The sequence below is a fragment of the Serratia sp. NGAS9 genome (assembly GCF_009905295.1).
Classification (GTDB): Bacteria; Pseudomonadota; Gammaproteobacteria; order Enterobacterales; family Enterobacteriaceae; genus Serratia; species Serratia bockelmannii.
Genome location: NZ_CP047605.1, coordinates 2,257,643 through 2,280,568, shown reverse-complemented (window position 1 = coordinate 2,280,568; position 22,926 = coordinate 2,257,643). Strand labels below are relative to the sequence as shown.

Sequence of the window (22,926 nt, the reverse complement as noted above, 5' to 3'; positions counted from 1 at the left end):
AAAAACAGAGGTACCAGTGTCAACAGCAAACAACCAACACCCGGAGAGCGTTAGCCTTAACGCGTTCAAACAACCGAAAGCGTTCTATCTGATCTTCTCGATCGAACTGTGGGAGCGTTTCGGCTATTACGGCCTGCAGGGCATCATGGCGGTTTATCTGGTCAAGATGCTCGGCATGAGCGAAGCCGACTCCATCACCCTGTTCTCTTCCTTCAGCGCCCTGGTATACGGCTTCGTCGCCATCGGCGGCTGGCTGGGCGACAAGGTGCTGGGTGCCAAACGCGTGATCGTGCTCGGCGCACTGGTGCTGGCCGCCGGTTACGCCATGGTGGCCTACTCCGGCCACGACATCTTCTGGGTCTACATGGGTATGGCGACCATCGCCGTGGGCAGCGGCCTGTTCAAGGCTAACCCGTCCTCCCTGCTGTCCACCTGCTATGAGAAAGACGATCCGCGTCTCGACGGCGCCTTCACCATGTACTACATGTCGGTGAACATCGGTTCCTTCTTCTCCATGCTGGCCACCCCGTGGCTGGCAGCGAAATACGGCTGGAGCGTGGCGTTCTCCCTGAGCGTGGTCGGCATGCTGATCACCCTGGTCAACTTTATGATGTGCCACAAGTGGGTGAAGGAAAACGGCTCCAAGCCTGACTTCAAGCCGCTGCATCTGCCGAAACTGCTGATGGTGCTGGTCGGCATCGTGGCGTTGATCGCCGTGTCCAGCTGGCTGCTGCACAACCAGGTGATCGCGCGCTGGGCGCTGGCCCTCGTTTCCGCCGGCATCGTGCTGGTGTTCGCCAAGGAAACCTTCGCCCTGCACGGCGCCGCACGCCGCAAGATGATCGTCGCCTTCCTGTTGATGCTGGAAGCGGTGGTGTTCTTCGTGCTGTACAGCCAAATGCCAACCTCACTGAACTTCTTCGCCATCCACAACGTGGAACACAGCATCTTCGGCATCGCCTTCGAGCCTGAGCAGTATCAGGCGCTGAACCCATTCTGGATCATGCTCGCCAGCCCGATTCTGGCCGCGCTGTATAACAAAATGGGCGATCGCCTGCCGATGCCGCACAAGTTCGCTTTCGGTATGATCCTGTGCTCCTGCGCCTTCCTGGTGCTGCCATGGGGCGCCAGCTTCGCCAACGAACAGGGCATTGTGTCGGTCAACTGGCTGATCCTGAGCTACGCGCTGCAGAGCATCGGTGAGCTGATGATTTCCGGCCTGGGTCTGGCGATGGTGGCACAGCTGGTGCCGCAGCGTCTGATGGGCTTCATCATGGGTTCCTGGTTCCTGACCACCGCCGCCGCCGCGCTGATCGCCGGTAAGGTTGCCGGTCTGACCGCCGTCCCAAGCGACATCAACGACGCGCACGCTTCGCTGGCCATCTACAGCCATGTGTTTATGCAAATCGGCATCGTCACCGCCGTCATTGCTATCCTGATGATGCTGACCGCGCCGAAACTGTACCGCATGACGCTGGATACCACCGAAGACGCCAATCAGAAAGCGCAGGAAGCCACCGCGGCTCACTGATCGTCGGCAGATTGGGCGTAAATAAAAACACCGAGGTTAACGCCCCGGTGTTTTTTTATGCCCGCAATAAACGGGTTTACGCTGATTTGGGTTTATCGCTCAGGTTGGCCCACATGAATTCGCTTACCAGTGCGCTGTGGAATGCCGCCTGTTGCTTGTCGGCGGCGGCGCTGTGCCCGCCTTCGGTATTTTCATAGAAATAAGCCTGCTGATACCCCATCGCCTGCATGCGCGCCGCCATTTTGCGCGCGTGGGCCGGGTTGACCCGATCGTCGCTGGTCGCGGTATAGAACAACACCGGCGGATAGGCCGTCTGCGTCTGAATGTTGTGGTACGGCGAGAAGGTCTTGATGTAGGCCCACTCCTCCGGCTTGCTCGGGTCACCGTATTCGGCGATCCACGACGCGCCGGCAGAAAGCTGCGTATAGCGCTGCATGTCCAGCAGCGGCACTTCGCAAACGATGCAGCCGAACAGCTGCGGATACAACGTCAGCATATTGCCCACTAACAGGCCGCCGTTGCTGCCGCCGCGCGCGCCCAGATGCGGTGCCGAGGTCACCTTGCGTGCGATGAGATCTTCGGCCACGGCGGCGAAATCCTCGTAGGCGCGATGGCGGTTCTGCTTGAGCGCCGCCTGATGCCAGGCCGGGCCGTATTCGCCGCCGCCGCGGATGTTGGCCACCACGTATACCCCACCGCGATCCAGCCAGGCCGGCGCCTTGCCGCCGAGATAGCCCGGCAGCAGCGGCACTTCAAACCCGCCGTAGCCATACAGCAGCGTCGGCGTGCTGCCGTCCGGTTTGAGATCTTTGGCGGCAATCTGGAAATACGGCACGCGGGTGCCGTCCTTGGAACGCGCAAAATGCTGGCTCACTTGGTAGCCTGACGCGTCAAAATCCTGCGGCGCCTGTTTCAGCAGCGTCGCCTCACCGCCATCGAGGTTGCCCATATACAGCGAGGTCGGTTGCAGGAATCCGCTGACCGTCAGGAAATAGGCGTTACTCTCTTCGTCGATGCCGCCGGCGGAAAGGGTGCTGATGGCGCCGGGGTTGCCCAGCGGACGACGTTGCCAGCTGCCGCCCTGCGGCGTCAGCACTTCCAGACGGTTGACCACGTTATCCATGATACTGAGGATCAGATGATCGCGGGTGCCGCTGTAGCCGCTCAGCGCCTGCTCCGCCGTTGGGGTAAACAGCAGTTGCAGCTCGCGCTTACCCGCCAGATAGTCATCGAAGTTGGCCGCCAGCAGCGCGCCGGACGGATAGCGCTTGCCGCCCACCTCCCAGTCGCTGCTCGGTTTGATCAGCAGCCATTCCCGATGCGTATCCAGCTCGGCGTCGGCCGGGATATCGATTTTTTTCTGCCGGCCGTCCTGCATCAGCAAGAAATAGTCGCGGCGGTAGAAGTCCAGGCTGCGGCCGACGAAATCGCGCTCAAAACCCGGCGTGCGGTCGTGATAGGCGAAGACCGCCATGTCCTCGGGCTGCGCTTCGTACAGCGTTTCGGCGGCGCTCAGCGGCGTGCCGCGCCGCCAGCGCTTGGCGATGCGCGCGTAGCCGGATTGGGTCATCGAGCCGGGGCCGAAATCGGTGGCGATGAACAGCGTATCCCGATCGACCCAGGAGACCCGACTTTTCGCCACCGGTACATTAAAACCGTCTTTGACGAAGCGTTTGGCCACCAGATCGAATTCGCGGATCTCGGTGGCGTCACCGCCGTCCGGCGACAGCTGCATCAGGCAATAACGGTATTCCGGCGCCAGCGGTTGCGAGCCCTGATAGACCCAATCCTTGCCCTCCGCTTTGCCCAACGCATCGATATCCAGCACCGTCTCCCAGGCCGGTTTGGCCTTGCGGTACTCGTCCAGCGTGGTGCGCCGCAGCAGGCCGCGCGGGTTGGCCCGATCCTGCCAGAAGTTGTAATAGTACTCGCCGCGTTTGCTCACCCACGGGATTTGGGTGTCTTTATTAAGGATATCCAGGACTTCGCGCTCAATGCGCTGAAAGTCTTCACCCTGGCCGAAACGCGCCACGGTGCGCTGATTTTCCTGCTGCACCCATTGCAGCGCTTTTTTACCCTGCAGCTCCTCCAGCCACAGGAAGTCATCGCCGGCGGCCGCGCCGCCCTCCGCCGCCATCGCCAGGCGGATACTGTTAGGTAATGAAGTCATCGCGAATACGGCTCCTGCGGTTTGCGCACTGAGTTTAATGAACTGACGTCGATTGGTGACCGGCAAAATCAAGCTCCTTTTGAGTCGGCTACAACGCCGCCCCGTCATGGGCGACAGCCTGTGAAATAAGAGTCATTTTCAACAAGGTAGGCGTTTGGCGGCGCGGAGTCAAAGCCCGCGGGCACCGCGTTGAGTCAGGATTGAGGATAGTGGATCAGATCGTGGATGCGCACCGTTTGTGAACTGGCGTTGCGGTAGGCGTGCGGCCGATCGGCCTGAAAGCGCATCGCTTCGCCGGCCGCCAGGCTGTGCCATTCGCCGTCGATCGCCAATTCTAGTCGGCCGCTGATCACGATCACATGCTCGATCACGCCCGGCTCATGGGGCGACGATTCGCTGAGCGCGCCCGGTGCGAGATCGATGACGAACATATCGAAACCCAGCTGGCGGTCGTAGGGAAACAGCGGCACCACGCGCATATCAGCATTGTCCTGATCGTACACCGGCAGTTCACCGTAGCGGTGCAGCGTCGCCTGTTGCTGAGCGGGCGACGCCTCAAGAAAGGCGGAGAACGCCACGTTGAAGCCGGTGGCGATCTTCCACAGCGTCGCCACCGTCGGGCTGGATTCACCGCGTTCAATCTGCCCGAGCATCGCTTTGCTGACGCCGGTGTATTCCGCCGCCTGCGTCAGGCTCCAGCCGCGCTGTGTGCGCAGCGTGCGAAGGGTGTGCGCCAAATGGCCGGCAAGTTCCTGCATCCTGTTCTCCTCTGCGTATCGTGCCCGATTATACCCGCTTGTGCGCTATAGCGCACGGTGCTATGCTGATTTCTTGTCGTGCGTTATAACGCACAATTACCGATTGGAGCTCCTCATGCGCCCAGCCCTCTCCCTGCGCCATCTGCCCCTGCCCGCCATCATGGCCGGCTTTGTCGCCGTTCTGGTGGGTTACACCAGCTCTGCCGCGATCATTTTCCAGGCCGCCGCCGCCGCAGGCGCCACGCCGGCGCAGATCGGCGGCTGGCTGAGCGCACTGGGGATCGCGATGGGTGTCACCTCGCTCGGGCTCTCGCTTTACTACCGCACCCCGATCCTCACCGCCTGGTCGACGCCCGGCGCGGCGCTGCTGGTCACCAGCCTGCCCGGCACGCCGATCAACGAGGCGATCGGCGTGTTTATCTTCGCTTCCGGTCTGATCCTGCTGTGCGGCGTCACCGGGCTGTTCGCCCGCCTGATGGACTACATCCCGCAGGCGATTTCTGCGGCGATGCTGGCGGGGATCTTGCTGCGTTTCGGGCTGGACGCCTTCGCTTCGTTGCAGCTCAATTTCCCCCTCAGCGCCGGCATGGGGCTGGCCTATCTGCTCAGCCGCCGTTATCAACCGCGCTACGCCATCGTGCTGACGCTGGCGGTTGGGCTGGCGATCGCCGCGCTGCAGGGCAATATCCAGCTGACGCAGCAAGCGCCGGCGTTCGCCATGCCGGAATTTATCGCGCCGCATTTCAATTGGCCGACGCTGCTCGGCATCGGCGTGCCCTTCTTCGTGGTGACCATGGCTTCGCAAAACGCGCCCGGCATCGCCACGCTGCAGGCGGCGGGCTACCGCGTCCCCACCTCGCCGCTGATCGCCTGGACGGCGCTGACCGCGCTGCTGCTGGCGCCGTTCGGCGGCTTCTCGGTGTGCATTGCGGCCATTACCGCCGCCATCTGCATGGGGCCGGACGTGCATCCCGATCCGCAGCGGCGCTATATGGGCGCGGTGGCCGCCGGCGGCTTCTACCTGCTGGCCGGGTTGTTCGGCGGCGCCATCGGCCTGCTGTTCAGCGCGTTGCCGGTCGCCTTGATCCACACCATTGCCGGGCTGGCGTTGCTCGGCACCATCGGCGGCAGCCTGCAACGCGCGCTGCATGATGAAAAACAGCGCGACGCGGCGCTGATCGCCTTCCTCATCACCGCCTCCGGCGTCACGCTGCTCGGCATCGGTTCGGCCTTCTGGGGCATTGTCGGCGGCGCCATCGCCCATCTGCTGCTGTCGCTGCCGCGGCGAGTCTCCGAGGCGTAACGGGCGGTCTACATTGACAAGCGACGCCGTGGCGCCTTCACTTTCTCTGTCGTCTGAATGTCAATTCACCTAACAAGTGACACCGTCACCAAGGAAGCTTATGACCGAGAAAGCCGCGCTGTTGGCCCAGCGCCTGATACGCAATGTCGAACAGGTAGGGATGAAGCATGACCGACGGCCGCCGCTGTATGACAGCGTCGGCGCTCGCCTCGGCACCGGCACCGCCGCCGACAAGCTGGGCGCTTCTTTCGATTGTGTGGCGCCGGGCATGCGCTCCTGCCCCTACCATTTTCACTATGCTCAGGAGGAAATGTTCATCATTTTGGAAGGCAGCGGTACGCTGCGCGTGGCCGGAGAAATGCTGCCGATCGTCAGCGGGGATGTCATTTTCATTCCGCCTGGCCCGGAATACCCGCACCAGATCATCAACACCTCCGATGCGCCGCTGAAGTACCTGTCCGTCAGCACGCGCGAACAGCCGGAAGTGGTGATGTATCCGGACTCAGGCAAATACCAGGCGATGGCGCGCGGCAATGACGGCGAACAGGTGCGTTATCTGCAACGCCCTTCAGCCTCGCTCGATTACTGGCAGGATGAACCCTGAATCGCCGGCCGGCAACGGGAGATCCAACGCGCGCGCCGCCAGCTCGGCCACGCGGAAGTCGATATCCGCCGCCTGCCCGTCTTCCATAAACCAGGCGGCGGAGAGCCCCGCCCAGGCCAGGATCCATTGCAGCAAGCGCCGGCGTTCCAGCCCGGCCAAGCGACAGACCTGTTCCACGCGCCGCTGGAAAATGGCCGGATCGGTGGCGATGCCGTAGTTGGGATTACAGAAGATATTGGCGTAATCGAAGCCCCGTTCGCCGTACAAACGCTTGGGATCGATCGCCAGCCAGCCGCGTTCGCCGAAGTCCAGCACGTTGTCATGGTGGATATCACCGTGCAGCACGCTTTCATCTCGCGGGCTACTCAGCAATTCCGCTGCCGTCGTGGCGCTGAGACGCAGCATGCCGCCGTGCGCCTGCGCCGCCGGCCACAGCGAGCTGAACCACTCTTGCAACGGGATCAATTCGGGCAGCGGTGCCGCGCGCGGCGCATGCAAGGCGGCGATCGCCCGGCACAGGATCGCCGTGGCCTGCTCATCGTCGCCGTCACGCACCAGCTGCGCCAACGAGCTTTCGCCCTGTGCGCGCTCCAGCAGAATGCCGTCTTCGTGCCACGCCAACACCTGCGCGGCGCCTTCCCCGCGCCACCAGCACATCAGCTGGCCGCCGAAGCGCTCCTCCTGCTCGCGGGCGATCTTCAGCATGGCGGCCTCGCCCCGGTAACGCACCGGCATCAGCAGGCTGCTGTGGGTTTCGAAGGCTTTACCGTCCTGTTCCAGTTGCCAGCGTTGCAGGTAGGGAGTAAAAAGCGGGTTCATCGTCTCATGCGTCCTTGTGGCCGATCTGCGCCGCACTGTCACATTCGGGTGAGAGACGACGTATAAAATAAAGAGGGATGATACGCTCATATATCATCGGTGTGCGGCGTCTGGCCGCCGTTTCCTCAGTATCCTAACCAAGTTTGTCGCTTTTATTAACCGGTCTTGCGCGGGGTTTGATCATGACATCATTAAAACGCACGAATTATCCGCAGTTGCCTACGCCGGGCGGCCCCTATGTGCATGCGGTGCGCCACGGCGATCGCCTGTATGTGTCGGGCTTGACGGCCTTCGCCACCGACGCGCAAGGCTTGAACGCGCCGGAACAGACGCAGGAGATCCTCGAGCAATTGGCGACCATCGCCGCCAGCGAAGGCGTGAATCTCAAGGCCTTGATTAAAATCAGCGTGTTCCTGACCGACATCGCCGATCTGGCGGGCGTGCGCCCGGTGCTGTTTGACTATTTCGACGGCGCGCTGCCGGCCTGTTCACTGATGGCGGTCAGCGCGTTGTTCTCACCGCAGGTGTGCGTAGAGATAGAGGCGGTGATGGCGTTGCAATAAGGCGCGGCTAGAGCACAATGCTGATTCAGTTAAGCGTTTTTCTGCAGGCGTTCGTGACATTTTCGGTCGATAAAAGTGAGATGCCCCATGTGGCTCACTCACCTCGACCGAGCCAGGGGCCGAAGGCGCGGCCCCTGGCAACCCGCGCCTTTGCCCTATCAGACGGTTGGCTTTGCCAACTGCCCTCTCTCCGCCATAGCACATTGAGGCCGGTTGCGACAGGCGTCCCTGCCTGTCTCACCTGAAACCGCCGTCCATGGCGGTTTCTCCTAATGCGCTATGCCTGCGTTCGGCGTCTTCAAGGGCGCCCAACACCGCGCTCATCTCCAACTTCTCTGCCATAACCTCATCAGCGGCAGATTTCCCGGTAGCTGCCAGCTCGGGTGTTGACCTTTAACGCGCATCACCGGCTGCCGAGCAAGGCGGCGTTGTCAGGGGCAACCGGCCAGGGAAGGCCGGTTGAGGCGAGACTAACAGGGACGTTTGTCGCAGCCGACCCGCCCGACAATGCAGACACGGCGAGGGTATCCGCGCAGCGGACAGGCGGTGTTAAGCAAAGGCGCGGGTGTAGGGGCCGCGCCATCGGCCCCTACAATTGCCGTTCATGTTGGCCACAAAGAAATGCGGAACATTGACGGCAATTCCCCTGCACAGAACGCCCAGAGGCTGGATAAGAAAAATGCCACTCAGGCTTAAGTGAGCGGCATTGCGGCTAGAGCGCGCCTTCATCCGGCATGCAGGGGCCGATCTTGAACCAGGCTTTGGCGATCTGCCCCTGTTCCACTTCGTAAATGGCGATGACATCCATTTTGCCGCGCCCCTGCGGGAAGTTGCGCGTCACCACTTCCTGATCGACCACCATATTCCCCACCGCCATGCGTTTTATCCGTTCGCCATACAGACTCGGCTCCTGGAAACGCACAAGATGCCGTTCACGGATCGCCGCCTTGCCGCTGGCCAGCAGCGTGTCGGGATGCTCGTAATACTGCGCGTCGTCCGCCCAGCAGGCCATAAAGGCCTCGATGTCGCGGGCGTTATAGGCGTCAAGCTGTTGTTGAACCACATCCTGCGGGCGTGCCGTTTTATCGTTCATCACATCCTCCTGCCGAAGTTAACCGCCGCATACGTCGAACCCATCACGTTAACCGCCCAGTGCTGCAGCTTGATGACACGGCGAGATTTGAATAAAAAACCAAAAATAGCGAATAAATAACCTATCACGCCCGATGGGTAATTCAAGCGCCCGTGCATAAATTTTCTGCGCCGCGCCAGGGGCGGTGAAAACCGCATAACGCCACGCGTTAATCTTTGCGGCGGTTAGGGAAATTCTGCTAATTTAGCGTGAACAGCCTGATGATAACGAAACGCTATGCAGCAAAAACCGGTGTTGGACGAAGCCAGACAGTTAAAACGACTCAACGCCGCCACGCGGCGCCAATCCCATATGTACAAATGGATCGCGCTGATTGCTGCGCTAGATGCGCTGTTGGTGTTTTGGTATGACCGGGATATGCGCAACGTCACCTTCTCGGGAGCGGTTGCGCTGGTGTGCGGCTATTTGTGGATCCGCGATCGCAACAAGGCCCGGGGTTACCGGCGCGAGTTCGACCGCAAATTCGGCAAGCGCAGCGGCGATTAAGGCTGCATTGCTTCCAGCACTTTAGCGCTGTCGACGATCTGCACGAACTTCACGATTTTTCCGGCGCGAAGCGTATAAATATGCGCAAAGGAGGCGCTGAAGGATTTGCCGGTGGCCCGGTAAGTGCCGTGATAAAAACCCTGAGCGATCACGTTGTCGCCGGCATCGTAAAAGTGATCGACGTCGGCGCGGTAACCTTGCCATTCGCTGCCCAGGCGCTGATGCACGTTCTTGATGATGTTCTCCGGGCCGATATAGGTACCGGCGTAAGGGAAACCCGCGGCTTCGGTCCACTCTGCATCGGGGGCCAGCGCCGCCAGCAGATTGCGGCCGTTTTCTTCGGAGCTGCCTTCATAGGTTGCGCGCACTATTTCAAGAGGGGTTGGCATGTCTCTTCTCCAAATGGCTGATGAGGATATTCCGGCCATCCCCGCGGACACAGGCTCTCACCAAGCGGAGACGGCGGAATGCGGCTATTCTAGGTTGCTTGTTTCGCTGCAAAAACCGCAGTTATGACAATAGTGGGTTGCACTTTAGTAAACAATAGCCATTTTTCTGTCATTTTCCCGGCATCCGACACGGCTATGCTGATTGACCGATTTTCCCCAACAGGAGCTGAACGTGTCTTTACCCTCGCTGACGCAAGAGTTGTTACAACCGTTTTCCCCCTACCAAACGCTGGCGCAAACGCTGTTGCCGCTCACCCTCGAGTCGGACGACGGTTCGCATGACGTGGCGCACCTGCATCGAGTCTGGAAGAACTGCCGCCACATCAGCAAGCTGGAAGGCGGCGACCGGCGCATTCTCTGCGCGGCGGTGCTGCTGCATGACGCCGTGGCGGTGGAAAAAAACTCGCCGCAGCGCCATCTGGCCTCGCGCATGGCGGCGGAGCAAGCCACGCTGACGCTGACCCGGCTGGAATGGGCGCCGGCGGACATCGCGGCGGTAGCCCACGCCATTGAAGCGCACAGTTTTTCCGCTGGCATCCCCCCGCAAACGCTGGAGGCAAAGATCCTGCAGGACGCCGATCGTCTCGACGCCATTGGCCTGATTGGCGTGGCGCGCTGCTTCTATATCGGCGGCCGCATGCGCAGTGCGCTGTACGACGCCGCCGACCCGCGGGCCGAACATCGCCAATACGACGACAAACGTTTCAGCCTGGATCACTTCGAAACCAAGCTGTTCAAACTGCAAGACGGCTTCCAGACTGCCGCCGGGCGGCACATGGCCGAGCTTCGTACCGAACGCATGCGGCGTTTTGTCGATGATCTGCTGGAAGAGGTGTAATGCCGGCCTACGGGGCATTTTCGTTATGCCCATAACATTTTCGGTCACATAACACCGTTAAACTGAAAGCCAACTTCACCGAACGGGCGGCACAGATGAAAAAGTTGACGTTGAAAGAGATGACGGAAAGCGAGCAACGGGAAGTCAAAACCGAGCTGGACAAAGCGCGTAAAAGCCACGGCCGGCCGCTGACCAACGCCGAACAGCACAAGGTCAAGGATGAAGTGGTGGCGCGCATCATGGCCGCCAGAGCAAAGCTCGCTAAGGCAGAGCGTGCAGAACGCAAAGCCAACCGCTACCGGCCAAGCGGCGACACCTTCAGTTGGTCTGCCACTATCGGCTCCCGCCCGCCGCGCTGAGCCAGTCAAACCCTCCCCGCCGCGGCGGGGATTTTATTTATTAGCCAAACTCATCCCTGCTGATGAATCATGAATAACAATGTTATCAATCTGTTGTAAATTGACAGCCTGATGAAGAATATTCATTATCACCCCACTTCCCCTTTTCACGAGACTGCCATGGCCTACCCACGCAACGCTGATATTCTGATGACACCTGCGTTGTCCGTTGGCGGTTTGGCGGCGGTTAAATCGAAGAAACAGACGCTCATTTGACCGGGGCGAGCTGTCCCGTCAGATGAGCTGACTGGATGGCCTGCAACGCCCCGCCTTCAATTTTCTCATCTGGCTTCTCTGTCGGTCACACAGAAGGAATATTTTATGGCCTCATTTTCGGGTATTTGGGTGGCGATGGTTACCCCTTTCAATCAAGATGCCGTCGATCTGCCGGCGGTTAAACGCCTGGCGCGGCACCTGCTCGACGCCGGCATCGACGGCCTGGTGGTCTGCGGCTCTACCGGTGAAGCCGCCGCGCTGAGCAAGGAAGAACAGCTGGCGGTGCTCGACGCCGTGCTGGAGGTGGCGCCCGCCCATCAGGTGGTGATGGGCCTTTCCGGCAATAACATGGCCGCCACGCTGCAGATGCAGCAGGCCATTCAGCTGCGCGACATCGCCGGCGTGCTGATCCCGGCGCCTTACTACATCCGCCCTTCGCAATGCGGCCTGATCGACTATTTCACCCAGTTGGCCGACGCCTCCACCGTGCCGGTGATCCTGTACAACATTCCGCAGCGCACCGGCATCGCCATGGAGCTGGCCACGCTGCGCCGGCTCGCACGTCACCCGCGCATCACCGCCATCAAGGACTGCGGCGGCAACCCTGACGCTACCATGGCGCTGATCGCCGACGGCGAAATCGATGTGATGACCGGGGAGGACAATCTGATCCTCACCACGCTGTGCCTCGGCGGCACCGGTGCCATTTCCGCCGCCGCGCATGTTCACCCGGAACGTTTCGTCCAGCTGGTACAGCAAGTCGCCACCGGCGATCTGGCCGCTGCGCGCAGCAACTTCTATGAGCTGCTGCCGATGATCCACCAGATGTTCAGCTTCCCGAATCCGGCGCCGGTCAAGACGGTACTGGCCCAACAGGGGCTGATCGCCAATGAGTTACGTTCGCCCATGCAGGTGGCGCCGCAGGCGCTGCAACAGCAGATCGCCGCAACGCTGGCGCAGCTGCAGACAGCCGAGGCGCTCATCGGTTAAATTTGTAAGCTAAGCCGCTGTAATTTTGGCGCTATGGGACTACGATGAGAGGTTAAGCATGCCCGTCATTCGTCATCAACAAGGAGCTTCCGATGAAACTGTTCTATAAAGCCGGCGCCTGTTCGCTGTCCCCGCATATCGTGCTGCGCGAGGCAGGGCTGGATTTCACGGCGGAGAAGGTCGATCTGGCGCAGAAGAAAACCGAGAGCGGCGCCGATTACCTCGCCATCAATCCCAAGGGACAGGTCCCGGCGCTGCTGCTGGACGATGGCAGCCTGCTGACCGAAGGCGTGGCGATCGTACAATACCTGGCGGACCGCGTGCCGGACCGCAACCTGATCCCGGCGGCGGGCACCCTGTCGCGCTACCACGCGATCGAATGGCTGAACTACATCGCCACCGAACTGCACAAAGGGTTCAGCCCGCTGTTCAACCCGAAGACGCCCGAGGAATACAAAACCATCGCGCGCGCCAGGCTGGAGCAGCAGTTCAGCTATCTGGATTCGGTGCTGGCGAAGCAGCACTTCCTGTTGGGGAGCCGTTTCAGCGTGGCTGACGCCTACCTGTTCACCGTGCTGCGCTGGGCATTCGCCCTGCAGTTTGACGTGCGCAAGCACGCCCATCTGGCGGCCTGGTTCGATCGCGTTGCGGCGCGCCCGGCGGTAGATGCGGCGCTGAACGCCGAAGGATTGAAGTAAACACTCGGCCCCGGTGGCTATCGCCGGGGCCCGATGCACTTACAGTTTTACCGCTTTGAATTCGCTGCGCGGCTGCACGATCCGATCCTGCGCCGCCACTACCTGCAGCTCGTATTCCCCCATCTCCTGAGTCGTCAGCATCACCTCATACACGGCGGCGGTCACGTGCTCCAGCGCTTTCTCCAGCGCCTCGCCCTTCAGCAGATCCACCAGCAGCAGACCGCTGGTCAAATCGCCGACGCCGACCGGCTGACGCGCGCCGAAGTCCACCAGAGGCCGGCTGATGTGCCAGGCCTCGTCCGCTGTCACCAGCAGCATTTCGAAACAGTCGGCGTGATAGCCGGCGCGGGCCAGGTGCTTGACCAGCACCAGCCGCGGCCCTTTGGCGATCAACACGCGGGCGGCCTGCACCGCATCGGCCACGTTGGCGACGGCCATCTGGCTCAGCATTTCCAGCTCCAGCAGGTTCGGCGCCACCATGTCGCTGCACGGCAACGCCTGGCGGCAGTGAAACTCGGCCACGCCCGGCGCCACGATACAGCCTTTTTCCGGATGCCCCATCACCGGATCGCAAAAATACCAGGCGTTCGGGTTCGCCTGCTTAACCTGACGCACGATCTCCAGAATATGGTCACCCTGCTCCGGCGAACCGATATAACCGCTCAGCACCGCATCACAGCGCTTCAGTTGATCGATATTGGCGATACCCTGCGCGATCTCAGTCAGGTGGCTGGCCGGCATGACGCAGCCGGTCCACTGGCCGTATTGCGTATGGTTGGAGAACTGCACCGTGTTCAGCGGCCAGACGTTGACGCCCATGCGGCGCATCGGAAACTCAGCCGCACTGTTGCCGGCGTGACCAAACACCACGTGCGACTGGATAGAAAGAATGTTTTTCATCGACAGAACTCGTTCGGAATACGGCAGCCGGGCGGCTGCGCAAAAATAAAGGGGCCGCCAGGGCCCCTTACCGTCATTATTCGCTTACTGCCAATCCACCAGGCAGTAGTGTTTCTTGCCGCGACGCAGCAGCGTGTAGCGGCCGAACAGACGATCTGAATCGCTGAAGCGGTATTCGGCATCGGACTGTTTCTCACCGTTGATGGTCACCGCGTTGGAACCGATCATGGTGCGCGCCTGGCCGCGTGACGGCACCAGTTCGGCATTCACCAACGCCTGCTGCAGATCGGCGTCGCCATCCAGTTTGATGGTCGGCATACCGTCCTGCGCCAGCTGGGCGAAGTCCGCTTCGGTCATGTCGTGCAGCGCACCGGAGAACAGGCTCTGGGTGATGCGCTTGGCGGCCGCCAGGCCTTCCGCACCGTGCACCATGCCGGTCACTTCCTCCGCCAGCACGTACTGGGCGCGCGGCGCCTTGCCGCTGTTTTTGTCTTCTTCTTCCAGCGCGTTGATGTCTTCCAGGCTCATGAAGGTGAAGAATTTCAGGAAGCGGTAAACGTCGGCGTCGGCGGTGTTGATCCAGAACTGGTAGAACTTGTACGGGCTGGTTTTTTCCGGCGCCAGCCAGACCGCGCCGCCTTCGGTTTTACCGAACTTGGTGCCGTCTGCTTTGGTGATCAACGGCACGGTCAGGCCGAACACCTGCTTCTGGTGCTGACGACGCGTCAGATCGATACCCGAGGTGATGTTGCCCCACTGGTCGGAACCACCGATCTGCAGCTCCACCTGGTGGCGGTTGTACAGCTCGGAGAAATCGTAGCCCTGCAGCAGGTTATAGGAGAACTCGGTGAAGGAGATGCCGGAGTCGTCGCGATTCAGGCGCTGCTTGACCGCTTCCTTGTTGATCATCTGGTTGACGGAGAAGTGCTTGCCGATGTCACGCAGGAAGGTCAGCACGTTCATGCCGCCGAACCAGTCGTAGTTGTTGGCCGCGATGGCGCTGTTGCTGCCGCAGTCGAAATCGAGGAACGGGGAAACCTGTTTGCGGATCTTCTCGACCCACTCGTTCACCGTATCGGTGGTGTTCAGCTTGCGCTCCGCCGCTTTGAAGCTCGGATCGCCGATGAGGCCAGTGGCGCCGCCCACCAACGCTACCGGCTTGTGGCCGGCCAGCTGGAAGCGCTTCAGGCACAACAGAGGAACCAGATGGCCCAAATGCAAGCTGTCAGCGGTCGGATCGAAACCGCAATACAGTGCAATTGGCCCTTGCGCCAGTCGCTCCGCTAACGCTTCCTCATCCGTAACCTGGGCAACGAGGCCCCGCTCTTGCAGTTGTTTAATCAAGTTGCTGCTTGCCATCAATGACTCCATGTATAAACGAATGCACCTTTGCCGGTACACGGCCTTTCGCCCAGTGGCGAAATAAAAATTCAGGGTAGCGCATAGAATAAAGCGCCGGCGGCGTCAGCACCAGCGCTTAGAGGGGATTTTACGTCTTCAAGGTGCCAGTCGGTCAATTTTCCAGTCATTCCCGTCCCGCTGATACAGGAAACGGTCATGCAGGCGATGGGCGCCGCCTTGCCAGAACTCGACGGAGTCAAATTTCACGCGGAATCCGCCCCAGAAACTCGGCAACGGCACTTCGCCCTGCTGGAACTTTTGCTTCAACTCGAGGAATTTGCTTTCCAGCACGCCGCGCGCGGAAATGCGCGACGACTGCTGCGACACCCAGGCGCCGATCTGGCTGTCCTTCGGCCGGCTGTTGAAGTACTTCAGCACGTCGAGGGTCGACAGGCGCTCCACCTGCCCCAGGAAAATCACCTGACGGTCGAGCATGTGCCAGGGGAACAGCAGGCTGATATGCGGGTTTTGCGCCAGCTGCTGTGCCTTGCGGCTGCCGAGGTTGGTGTAGAACACCAGCCCCTGCTCATCGAAATGCTTGAGCAGCACGATGCGCTGATACGGCTGGCCGTGTTCGTCGACGGTGGCGACGCACATGGCGGTAGGATCGGCCAGGCGCGCGTCGCAGGCCTGTTTCAACCAGCGCTCGAACAGTTCGAGCGGGTTGGCGGTCAGATCGTTGCGGCGCAGGCCGCCTCGGGTATATTCACGGCGCAGGTCCGCAACATCAAACTCATTCTTTTCAATCATCTGGTTTATCGACCAACTGAAAAAATCCGTCGTTACATTCTGCGCCTGCGGCGTCAGGAACTCAATCGCTCCGACGCCGCCGTGACCGTCACTCCGTCAACACGCAGTCGCTCATGACTACCTTGCCGTTGCGCTCAAGATAGGCGTTACGATCTTTCGACCAAAAAGTGTATTTACCGTCGCTGTATTTGGCACCGGTCAGCGCCAGCACCTGCTTAAGATGCAGTTGCTCGCCGTCCATCAGCAGGCTGACTTCGCTCGCCTTGCCGTCGAGCCCCACCGTCAGCGGCGTAGTGCCGCACTGGTAGTGCATCGTCTGGCTGCTCTGCGGCAGGATGTAGCTGCAGCCGGACAACGCCAGCGCGCCGGCGACGAAAATGACTTTTTTCATGCTGTTGCTCCTTAGAGAAATCCTTCACAGGTTATCCTAACAGAGCTAACGGCCCCTCAACGGCAAAACCGGATAAATCCCACCCAGCACCGTTTCACGGCTGGCGCCGGTGACCGAAGGCAGGTTGCCGGCCTGGCCGGACAGCGTGCGAAACGCCAGCCAGGCAAAGGCCAGCGCCTCCATGTCGTCTCCGCTGACGCCGCAATCGTCGGTCAGCCCGACCTCCGTGCCCGGCAACAGCGCCGACAGGCGCGCCATCAGCAGCGTGTTGCGCGCTCCGCCACCGCAGACCAGCAGGCGCTCGCACCCGCCGGCCAGTTGTACCTGTTCGCTGATGCTGACGGCGGTCAGCTCTGTCAGCGTGGCCTGCACGTCGACCGGCGCGATCGCCGGCAATCCGGCCAGCTGCCGCTCCAGCCAGGCGATATTGAAATACTCGCGGCCGGTGCTTTTCGGCGCCGGTAGCGCAAAGTAAGGATCCGCCAGCATTTGCTGCAACAGCGGCAAGCAGACTCGCCCCTGCATCGCCCAGCCGCCGTCCTGATCGTAAGGTTGCGCGCGGTGACGCCAGACCCAGGCATCCATCAGCATATTGCCCGGCCCGGTATCGAAACCGCGCACCGGCGCACCGGGCAACAGCAGAGAAAGGTTGGCAATGCCGCCGACGTTCAGCACCATACGCCGCTCGACGGGATGCCCCAGCAGCGCCTGATGAAACGCAGGCACCAGCGGCGCGCCCTGCCCGCCGTAGGCCATATCGCGCCGGCGGAAATCGCCGACGGTGGTGATATTGGTCAGCGCGGCGATGCGGTTGTTGTCGCCGAGCTGCATCGAGAAACGCGCGTCGCCTTCCGGTTCGTGCCACACCGTCTGGCCGTGGCAACCGATGGCGGTGATCTGCTCGGCGTCGATGCCGGTTTGCTTCAGCAGGCCAAGCACCGCCTCGCCAAACAGCGTGCCCAGCTGTGCGTCCAATCGGCCGACGGCGGCCAGCGTGGTCTGCTGCCCCTGGCACATCCCCAGGATCTCTTTTTTCAGCGCGATCGGCATCGGATGGCTATAGCTGGCCTGCTGCGCCACCATGCGATCGTCGATCGCGGCCAATACCACATCGATTCCGTCCAGACTGGTGCCGGACATGACGCCTATATAGCGGCCTGACTTCATAGCAACATCCTCTAACCCGCGCGGTAAGCAAATTTTATCCTGACAAATAAACCAGAATTGCCGGATTAACGCCATGAATTATGATGCTTTTTTTACACGCCGTGAGCCAGGTGCGTCGCGGTGGCACATTTCATGTGTTAAACCGTGCGTTAACCGGCAACGGAATGTCGGTGAGGCTGTCATAAAGGTAAACCGCGGTTTATTATTGGTTGAACAGAGAAAAGTTAAGCTGCGTGCAGCGATGAGGCATGGCGCTGTATCAACTTTCAGCCATACTTTGTCTATCATTTTCACTGAATCTTGCCTGGTGAGCATTGCCAGGTTATGGACTACTACCATCAGGAGTTTTATATGATCAAGCGTCTTCTCGTCGTTGCCGTCGCCGCCGTTACGTTGGCTGGGTGTGCCAATGAATCCATGTCCGGCGATGTCTACTCGTCCTCGCAGGCCAAACAGGTGCAGAACGTCACCTACGGGACGCTGGTTTCCGTGCGTCCGGTGAAAATTCAGGGCGGGGAAGGTTCCAACGCCTTGGGGATGATCGGCGGCGCAGTGATTGGCGGGCTGTTGGGTAACACCGTTGGCGGCGGCACCGGTCGTACGCTGGCTACCGCGGCGGGCGCTATCGCCGGCGGCGCAGCGGGCAACAGCATCGGTGAAGTGGCCGGTCGTACCTCAGGCTACGAGCTGGAAATCAAAACCGACCAGAAAGAGAACATCGTCGTGGTGCAGAAAGCGGGCGACACCAAGTTCAGCCCGGGCCAGCGCGTGCGCATGGCGCGCATGGGCGACACCATCACCGTCTCTCCGCTGTAAGTCAGCCGGCGGCACACGGCAAACCGGAGGCAATCGCCTCCGGTTTTATTTCTGATGCTGTGAAACTGTAATCGTAGAAAATAAGAATATTATTATTTGTTCTGCAGTTCGGTGATATTTTGTTCTAACTTGCCAATCAGCCCTACCAACAGATGCACTTCGTCGGCGGTAATGCCGCTTAAAATCTCACTGCGCGTAGACGTGATCACACTATCGACTTCTCTGATGATCGGATCGGCCGCTTCGGTCAACTTGATGCGCTTCGCACGGCGATCGTTGGCACAGGTGTGACGCGTGATCAGCCCTTTCTCCTCCAGTTGGTCCAGCGTGCGAACCAGTGACGGTTGCTCGATACCGATCGCCTTGGCCAGCTGGATTTGCGACTGCTCCGGCGGCAAGCGATTGATATTGTGCAACGTAACCCAATGCGTTTGGGTCAGCTCCAACGGCTTGAGCCGGTGATCGATGAGCGCTCGCCAAACACGAACCAATCGTGCTAAATCTGAACCTAATGTTGACTCCACTTACCCCTCCTTATAATTAGCATGCTAACATTACCTCCCAGAGCTTAGACTATTTTGGGTAACTCACATTAAAAACACAAATGTATATAATGTATATTGTGGAAATAACCACTATTTTTAGCCGCTATTGTTTAATCGTTATGCAAATATTCAACATATTCACCCTTAGGGATTGTTAATGTGAATACATCATGGTTACACACCTCATCCCCCTTACCCGATTTGGTCCTGGGGGCATCGCTTTATTTTCCACCTATATTTAAAGCTTTTTTACTAGGACTGGTCTTATGGCTGCTGATTCATCAGCTGCTGAGAGACTGGATGTATTCCGGTGAAATCTGGCATCCCATGTTGATGGACCTGTCCATTTTCGTTCTGACCGTCAGCGGTTCCTTATGGATTTTAGCGAGTTGGTAACCCATGCAGCATAAAACATTAAAATACTTCTCTACGGTGATCGTCTGCGCCATTGCCGTCTGCGCCGGTTGGTGGCTCTGGAATTATTATATGCAATCCCCATGGACCCGTGACGGAAAAGTGCGCGCAGAACTCGTCAATATCACCCCTGAAGTCTCTGGAAGATTAGAGAAAATAAGCGCGAATGACAATCAGTTCGTACCTGCGGGAAGTCTGATTTTTACCCTCGACCCGGTGCCCTACCAGATTGCGCTGGACAATGCCGAGGCCGCGGTGGCAAAAGCGCAATCCGATCTGGCCAAAGCGGACCATGAGGCTGCCCGCCGCCGCGGTTTACCGCGTAACGTTATTTCCTCTGAAGACTTGGACGAGTCCAATTTAGCCGCTCAGGCAATGAAGGCCGCCTATAAAGCGGCCCTGGCCAACCTGGAACAGGCCAAATGGAATTTGAGCAAAACCAAAATTTATGCGCCAACCGACGGTTATATCACCAACCTGCAGGCACGCGTCGGAAACTACGCCAACGCCGGCACGCCCCTGGTGGCGTTGGTGGATGTGCATTCGTTTTATGTGCTCGGATATTTCGAAGAAACCAAGCTGAAGCATATAAAAGAAGGCAATAAAGCGGACATCGTTTTATATAACGGCAACACGCCGCTGCAGGGGGAAGTAGAGAGCATCGGACGCGCCATTTACGATCAGAGCGTCGACAGCAGCAACGATCTATTAATGGACGTTAAGCCCAATGTTCCTTGGGTACGTTTGGCCCAGCGTGTGCCGGTGCGGATAAAATTGCTCAACGTGCCCGCCGATTTGACGCTGGTCGCCGGTACCACCTGCACCATTTCGATTCATCAGCGGAACTAAAGTGTGAACCTGCCTTTTCTGGAGTGGAGCCGTACCCCCTGGGGTAAGGCGACCGGCGGCCAATGGCGCTATGCGCTGCGCAACTCGCTGGCGATGTGTCTGGCGTTGTGGGTGGCGTTCGTGCTCGAGCTCGACGAACCCTATTGGGCGCTCACCTCCGCCGCGGTGGTGAGTTTCCCCACCATCGGCGGCGTGATCAGCAAAAGCATCGGCCGCATCTTCGGCAGCCTGGTGGGCGCCGCCGCCTCGGTAGCGATCGCCGGCCACTGCCTGAACGATCCCTGGCTGTTTACGCTGTTCATCGCCGCCTGGATCGGGCTGTGCACCTACGTCTCGAATCATTACCAAAACAACGTCTCTTACGCCTTCGCGCTGGCGGGCTATACCGCCGCCATCATCGCCTTCGGTACGGTCAACGTCACCGATACCCAGCAGATATTCGATATCGCTCAGGCGCGGGTTTGCGAAGTGATCACCGGTATTCTGTGCGGCGGGTTGATGATGATGATCCTGCCCAGCACCTCCGACGGCGAAGCCTTGCTGACCTCGCTGCGGCGCATGCAGCTACGCCTGCTGGAGCACGCCGCCATGCTGTGGCAGCCGGAGGTCACCGCGCAGATGCGCACCTCGCACGAGGGGGTCATCGGCCAGATCCTGACCATGAACCTGCTGCGCATTCAGGCATTCTGGAGCCACTACCGGCTGCGGCGGCAAAATAACCTGCTCAACTATCTGCTGCACCAGCAGCTGCGCATTACCAGCGTCATTTCCAGCCTGCGCCGCATGCTGCTGAACTGGCCGGATCGCCCTGCTAATCTGATGCCGGTGCTGACACAGCTGCTGGACGAGCTGCGCGATCCCGCCACCGATAAATATCGCTTGGCGCGTCTGCTCCAGCAGATCGCCCCGCAAGATGCGACGGACTACCGCCATCGCGCCTTCTGGCTGCGGTTGCGCGATTTCTGTTGGCTTTACCTGCGCTGCAACCGCTGGCTGCTGCGGTTGGAAAGCGCCACGGCGGTCAGCGATCTCCAGCCGCCGCACGTCACCTCACTGGCGCGCCACACCGACAGCTACGAAGCCGCCTATAACGGCCTGCGCACCTTTTTATGCATCGTGATCGGCTGCGCCTACTGGATCAACACGCAGTGGGACGCCGGCAGCGCGGCGCTAACGCTCACCGCCATCAGCTGCGTGCTCTACTCCTCCACGCCTTCGCCGATCAACAGCGTCAGCACCTTGCTCAAGGCGGTGCTGCTGCTCTCGGTCGCCTGCTTCGTGGTGAAATTCGGTTTGATGATCCAGATTGACGACTTCTGGGTGTTCTGCGCCTTCCTGTTCCCTATTCTGGTGACCATGCAAATGCTCAAGCTGCAGAATCCGCCTTATGCCGCGCTCTGGGGGCAGCTGATCGTCTTCATGGGCTCGTTTCTGACCGTCAGCAACCCGCCGAGCTATGACTACCAGTCCTTTATCAATGACAACATCGGTAAAATCGTCGGTGTATTGCTGGCCGGGTTGGCGTTTCAGATCCTACGCCCCAGTTCGGACAAGCGAAAGAGCCGCCGTATTATCCGCGCGCTGCGGCGCGATTTTATCGATCAGTTGAGCAAAAAGCCGCAGCAGAGCGAAAGCCAGTTCGAATCGCTGATCTACCATCGCATCAGCCAACTCAATCAGAGTCAGGATCAGGAGGCCCGCACCTGGCTGCTGCGCTGGGGCGTGGTGCTGCTCAACTGCAGCCATATCGTCTGGCAGCTGCGCGACTGGCAGACCCGTTCCGATCCGCTGTCGGCGGTGCGCAACGTCTGTATCCACTGCCTGCGCGGCATTATGACGGAGAAAGGCGTGCAGCACAGTTCGCTGGACGCCACGCTGCAGGAGCTGCTGCGCATGAGCAACGCGTTGGCGCACCACCCGGAACAGGCGGCGCGCGATCTGGCCGGCCTGATCTGGCGGCTCTACTGCTCACTGCAGCAATTGCAACAGGCGATGGGGCAGCCCGCCGCCGCACCGGCCGTTAGCGGCGGATGATCACTTGACCACGCCGCAGGCGAAGCGTTCGCCGCCGCCGCCGAGCGGCTGTGGATGATCCGAATGGTTATCGCCGCCGGCGTGCACCATCAGCGCCTTGCCCTCTATTTCGCTGATTTTTTTCAGCCGCGGTGCCAGCACCGGGTAGTTTGCCATGCCGTCGGCGGTCACATAGATGGCCGGCAGATCGCCCAGGTGCCCGTCGGCGTACGGCCCGAGGTGTTTCCCGGTCTTTTGCGGGTCGAAATGTCCGCCGGCCGCCAGCGCCGCCACCGCTTTACCTTCCTTCATGCCCGGCTCGCAGCTGCCTTTTTCATGCACGTGGAAACCGTGTACTCCGGCCGGCAACGCTTTCAGGCTCGGCGTGAACAGTAAGCCATACGGCGTTTCGCTGATGACTACCTTGCCGATATCCTGACCGATACCCTGCCCGGTCACCAGATGCATCTCAACGTCAGCTGTCGCCGCCTGAGCCGCGCCACACGCCATCAAGCCGAGCGCCGCATACCAATAACGTTTCATCAATCAGTCTCCTTAATGACTACATCGAGCTATCAGTATAGGAGAGCCTGCGCCGGCACTGTTAACCAACGCACAATCTCGCTAATTTGATTCGCAGGCCTAATATTTAGCACTAATAATAATTCTACCGATGTTGGTCCTCTGACCAGCTGTCGTTCGGC

The 22,926-nt window shown here is 60.0% G+C and carries 25 protein-coding genes; 13 read left to right on the top strand and 12 right to left on the bottom strand.

All coding sequences use genetic code 11. From position 1 onward, the window contains the following. The first annotated feature begins 16 nt into the window (after nucleotides 1-16). A complete protein-coding gene (dtpA, locus tag GUC32_RS11070) occupies nucleotides 17-1,531 on the top strand; it encodes a dipeptide/tripeptide permease DtpA (protein WP_025302681.1) in 1,515 nt (504 codons plus the stop codon). 76 nt (nucleotides 1,532-1,607) lie between these two features. Here dtpA and GUC32_RS11065 read toward each other — a convergent pair whose 3' ends face one another. Both GUC32_RS11065 and GUC32_RS11060 read right to left on the bottom strand, forming a co-directional pair. Beyond that, nucleotides 1,608-3,701 carry a prolyl oligopeptidase family protein gene (locus GUC32_RS11065; RefSeq protein ID WP_049209388.1) on the bottom strand — a complete coding sequence of 698 codons (2,094 nt, stop codon included), beginning with the start codon at nucleotides 3,699-3,701 and terminating at the stop codon, nucleotides 1,608-1,610. A gap of 194 nt (nucleotides 3,702-3,895) precedes the next feature. After that, the gene (locus tag GUC32_RS11060; protein ID WP_025302679.1) at nucleotides 3,896-4,459 is read right to left on the bottom strand and encodes a helix-turn-helix domain-containing protein; all 564 of its coding nucleotides are present in this window, start codon (nucleotides 4,457-4,459) and stop codon (nucleotides 3,896-3,898) included. Between the two features lie 115 nt (nucleotides 4,460-4,574). Here GUC32_RS11060 and GUC32_RS11055 point away from each other — a divergent pair, with 115 nt between their 5' ends. Further along, nucleotides 4,575-5,762: a benzoate/H(+) symporter BenE family transporter gene (locus GUC32_RS11055; RefSeq protein WP_369435722.1), complete on the top strand. Its 1,188-nt coding sequence runs from the start codon at nucleotides 4,575-4,577 to the stop codon at nucleotides 5,760-5,762. Between the two features lie 100 nt (nucleotides 5,763-5,862). Continuing rightward, nucleotides 5,863-6,366, top strand: coding sequence for a cupin domain-containing protein (locus GUC32_RS11050; RefSeq protein ID WP_197836751.1), 504 nt, complete (start codon nucleotides 5,863-5,865; stop codon nucleotides 6,364-6,366). Here GUC32_RS11050 and GUC32_RS11045 read toward each other — a convergent pair. Next, entirely contained in the window at nucleotides 6,331-7,185 is an 855-nt protein-coding gene (locus GUC32_RS11045) for an aminoglycoside phosphotransferase family protein (protein WP_025302676.1), read from the bottom strand. The two genes, GUC32_RS11050 and GUC32_RS11045, sit on opposite strands and share 36 nt — an antisense overlap. 182 nt (nucleotides 7,186-7,367) lie before the next feature. On the opposite strand from GUC32_RS11045, the gene GUC32_RS11040 reads away from it, so the two are divergent. Continuing rightward, on the top strand, nucleotides 7,368-7,748 hold the full coding sequence (locus GUC32_RS11040) for a RidA family protein (protein WP_025302675.1): 381 nt from the start codon (nucleotides 7,368-7,370) through the stop codon (nucleotides 7,746-7,748). A gap of 712 nt (nucleotides 7,749-8,460) precedes the next feature. Here GUC32_RS11040 and GUC32_RS11035 read toward each other — a convergent pair. Then, nucleotides 8,461-8,841, bottom strand: a complete 381-nt coding sequence (locus GUC32_RS11035; protein ID WP_025302674.1) for a nuclear transport factor 2 family protein — start codon at nucleotides 8,839-8,841, stop codon at nucleotides 8,461-8,463. Nucleotides 8,842-9,117: 276 nt separating this feature from the next. On the opposite strand from GUC32_RS11035, the gene GUC32_RS11030 reads away from it, so the two are divergent. Next, nucleotides 9,118-9,387, top strand: coding sequence for a hypothetical protein (locus tag GUC32_RS11030; RefSeq protein ID WP_004938382.1), 270 nt, complete (start codon nucleotides 9,118-9,120; stop codon nucleotides 9,385-9,387). Here the strand turns inward: GUC32_RS11030 and GUC32_RS11025 are convergent. After that, nucleotides 9,384-9,776, bottom strand: a complete 393-nt coding sequence (locus GUC32_RS11025) for a nuclear transport factor 2 family protein (protein ID WP_004938379.1) — start codon at nucleotides 9,774-9,776, stop codon at nucleotides 9,384-9,386. The genes GUC32_RS11030 and GUC32_RS11025 overlap by 4 nt on opposite strands. Nucleotides 9,777-10,008: 232 nt before the next feature. Between GUC32_RS11025 and GUC32_RS11020 the strand changes: the two genes are divergently transcribed. From GUC32_RS11020 to gstA, 4 genes are all read left to right on the top strand, one after another. Then, nucleotides 10,009-10,674: an HD domain-containing protein gene (locus tag GUC32_RS11020; RefSeq protein ID WP_025302673.1), complete on the top strand. Its 666-nt coding sequence runs from the start codon at nucleotides 10,009-10,011 to the stop codon at nucleotides 10,672-10,674. Between the two features lie 95 nt (nucleotides 10,675-10,769). After that, the gene (locus tag GUC32_RS11015) at nucleotides 10,770-11,033 is read left to right on the top strand and encodes a DUF3811 domain-containing protein (RefSeq protein ID WP_004938373.1); all 264 of its coding nucleotides are present in this window, start codon (nucleotides 10,770-10,772) and stop codon (nucleotides 11,031-11,033) included. A 360-nt stretch (nucleotides 11,034-11,393) separates the two neighbouring features. Continuing rightward, on the top strand, nucleotides 11,394-12,278 hold the full coding sequence (gene dapA, locus GUC32_RS11010; protein WP_025302672.1) for a 4-hydroxy-tetrahydrodipicolinate synthase: 885 nt from the start codon (nucleotides 11,394-11,396) through the stop codon (nucleotides 12,276-12,278). Between the two features lie 92 nt (nucleotides 12,279-12,370). Continuing rightward, entirely contained in the window at nucleotides 12,371-12,976 is a 606-nt protein-coding gene (gene gstA / locus GUC32_RS11005) for a glutathione transferase GstA (RefSeq protein WP_025302671.1), read from the top strand. Between the two features lie 39 nt (nucleotides 12,977-13,015). On the opposite strand, the gene pdxY is transcribed toward gstA, so the two are convergent. From pdxY to anmK, 5 genes are all read right to left on the bottom strand, one after another. Further along, nucleotides 13,016-13,876, bottom strand: a complete 861-nt coding sequence (gene pdxY / locus GUC32_RS11000; RefSeq protein WP_197819026.1) for a pyridoxal kinase PdxY — start codon at nucleotides 13,874-13,876, stop codon at nucleotides 13,016-13,018. A gap of 84 nt (nucleotides 13,877-13,960) precedes the next feature. Next, on the bottom strand, nucleotides 13,961-15,235 hold the full coding sequence (gene tyrS, locus GUC32_RS10995) for a tyrosine--tRNA ligase (RefSeq protein WP_043141190.1): 1,275 nt from the start codon (nucleotides 15,233-15,235) through the stop codon (nucleotides 13,961-13,963). Nucleotides 15,236-15,373: 138 nt separating this feature from the next. Next, a complete protein-coding gene (gene pdxH, locus GUC32_RS10990) occupies nucleotides 15,374-16,027 on the bottom strand; it encodes a pyridoxamine 5'-phosphate oxidase (protein WP_025302668.1) in 654 nt (217 codons plus the stop codon). Nucleotides 16,028-16,115: 88 nt separating this feature from the next. After that, entirely contained in the window at nucleotides 16,116-16,418 is a 303-nt protein-coding gene (locus tag GUC32_RS10985) for an MliC family protein (protein ID WP_043141183.1), read from the bottom strand. Nucleotides 16,419-16,463: 45 nt separating this feature from the next. Continuing rightward, nucleotides 16,464-17,585: an anhydro-N-acetylmuramic acid kinase gene (gene anmK / locus GUC32_RS10980; RefSeq protein ID WP_025302667.1), complete on the bottom strand. Its 1,122-nt coding sequence runs from the start codon at nucleotides 17,583-17,585 to the stop codon at nucleotides 16,464-16,466. A 351-nt stretch (nucleotides 17,586-17,936) separates the two neighbouring features. Here anmK and GUC32_RS10975 point away from each other — a divergent pair, with 351 nt between their 5' ends. Beyond that, on the top strand, nucleotides 17,937-18,401 hold the full coding sequence (locus GUC32_RS10975) for a glycine zipper 2TM domain-containing protein (protein ID WP_025159710.1): 465 nt from the start codon (nucleotides 17,937-17,939) through the stop codon (nucleotides 18,399-18,401). A gap of 92 nt (nucleotides 18,402-18,493) precedes the next feature. On the opposite strand, the gene slyA is transcribed toward GUC32_RS10975, so the two are convergent. Continuing rightward, complete coding sequence (gene slyA, locus GUC32_RS10970) at nucleotides 18,494-18,925, bottom strand: transcriptional regulator SlyA (RefSeq protein ID WP_004931301.1); 432 nt, start codon at nucleotides 18,923-18,925, stop codon at nucleotides 18,494-18,496. 180 nt (nucleotides 18,926-19,105) lie between these two features. Between slyA and GUC32_RS10965 the strand changes: the two genes are divergently transcribed. The 3 genes from GUC32_RS10965 to GUC32_RS10955 are packed head-to-tail and all read left to right on the top strand — an operon-like array spanning nucleotide 19,106 to nucleotide 22,243. Next, on the top strand, nucleotides 19,106-19,342 hold the full coding sequence (locus GUC32_RS10965; protein ID WP_004931303.1) for a DUF1656 domain-containing protein: 237 nt from the start codon (nucleotides 19,106-19,108) through the stop codon (nucleotides 19,340-19,342). 3 nt (nucleotides 19,343-19,345) lie between these two features. Then, complete coding sequence (locus GUC32_RS10960; RefSeq protein ID WP_369435721.1) at nucleotides 19,346-20,209, top strand: efflux RND transporter periplasmic adaptor subunit; 864 nt, start codon at nucleotides 19,346-19,348, stop codon at nucleotides 20,207-20,209. Nucleotides 20,210-20,212: 3 nt separating this feature from the next. Then, nucleotides 20,213-22,243, top strand: a complete 2,031-nt coding sequence (locus GUC32_RS10955) for an FUSC family protein (RefSeq protein ID WP_025302666.1) — start codon at nucleotides 20,213-20,215, stop codon at nucleotides 22,241-22,243. On the opposite strand, the gene sodC is transcribed toward GUC32_RS10955, so the two are convergent. After that, entirely contained in the window at nucleotides 22,244-22,765 is a 522-nt protein-coding gene (gene sodC, locus GUC32_RS10950) for a superoxide dismutase family protein (RefSeq protein ID WP_025302665.1), read from the bottom strand. It lies immediately after the preceding gene. Nucleotides 22,766-22,926: the final 161 nt, after the last annotated feature.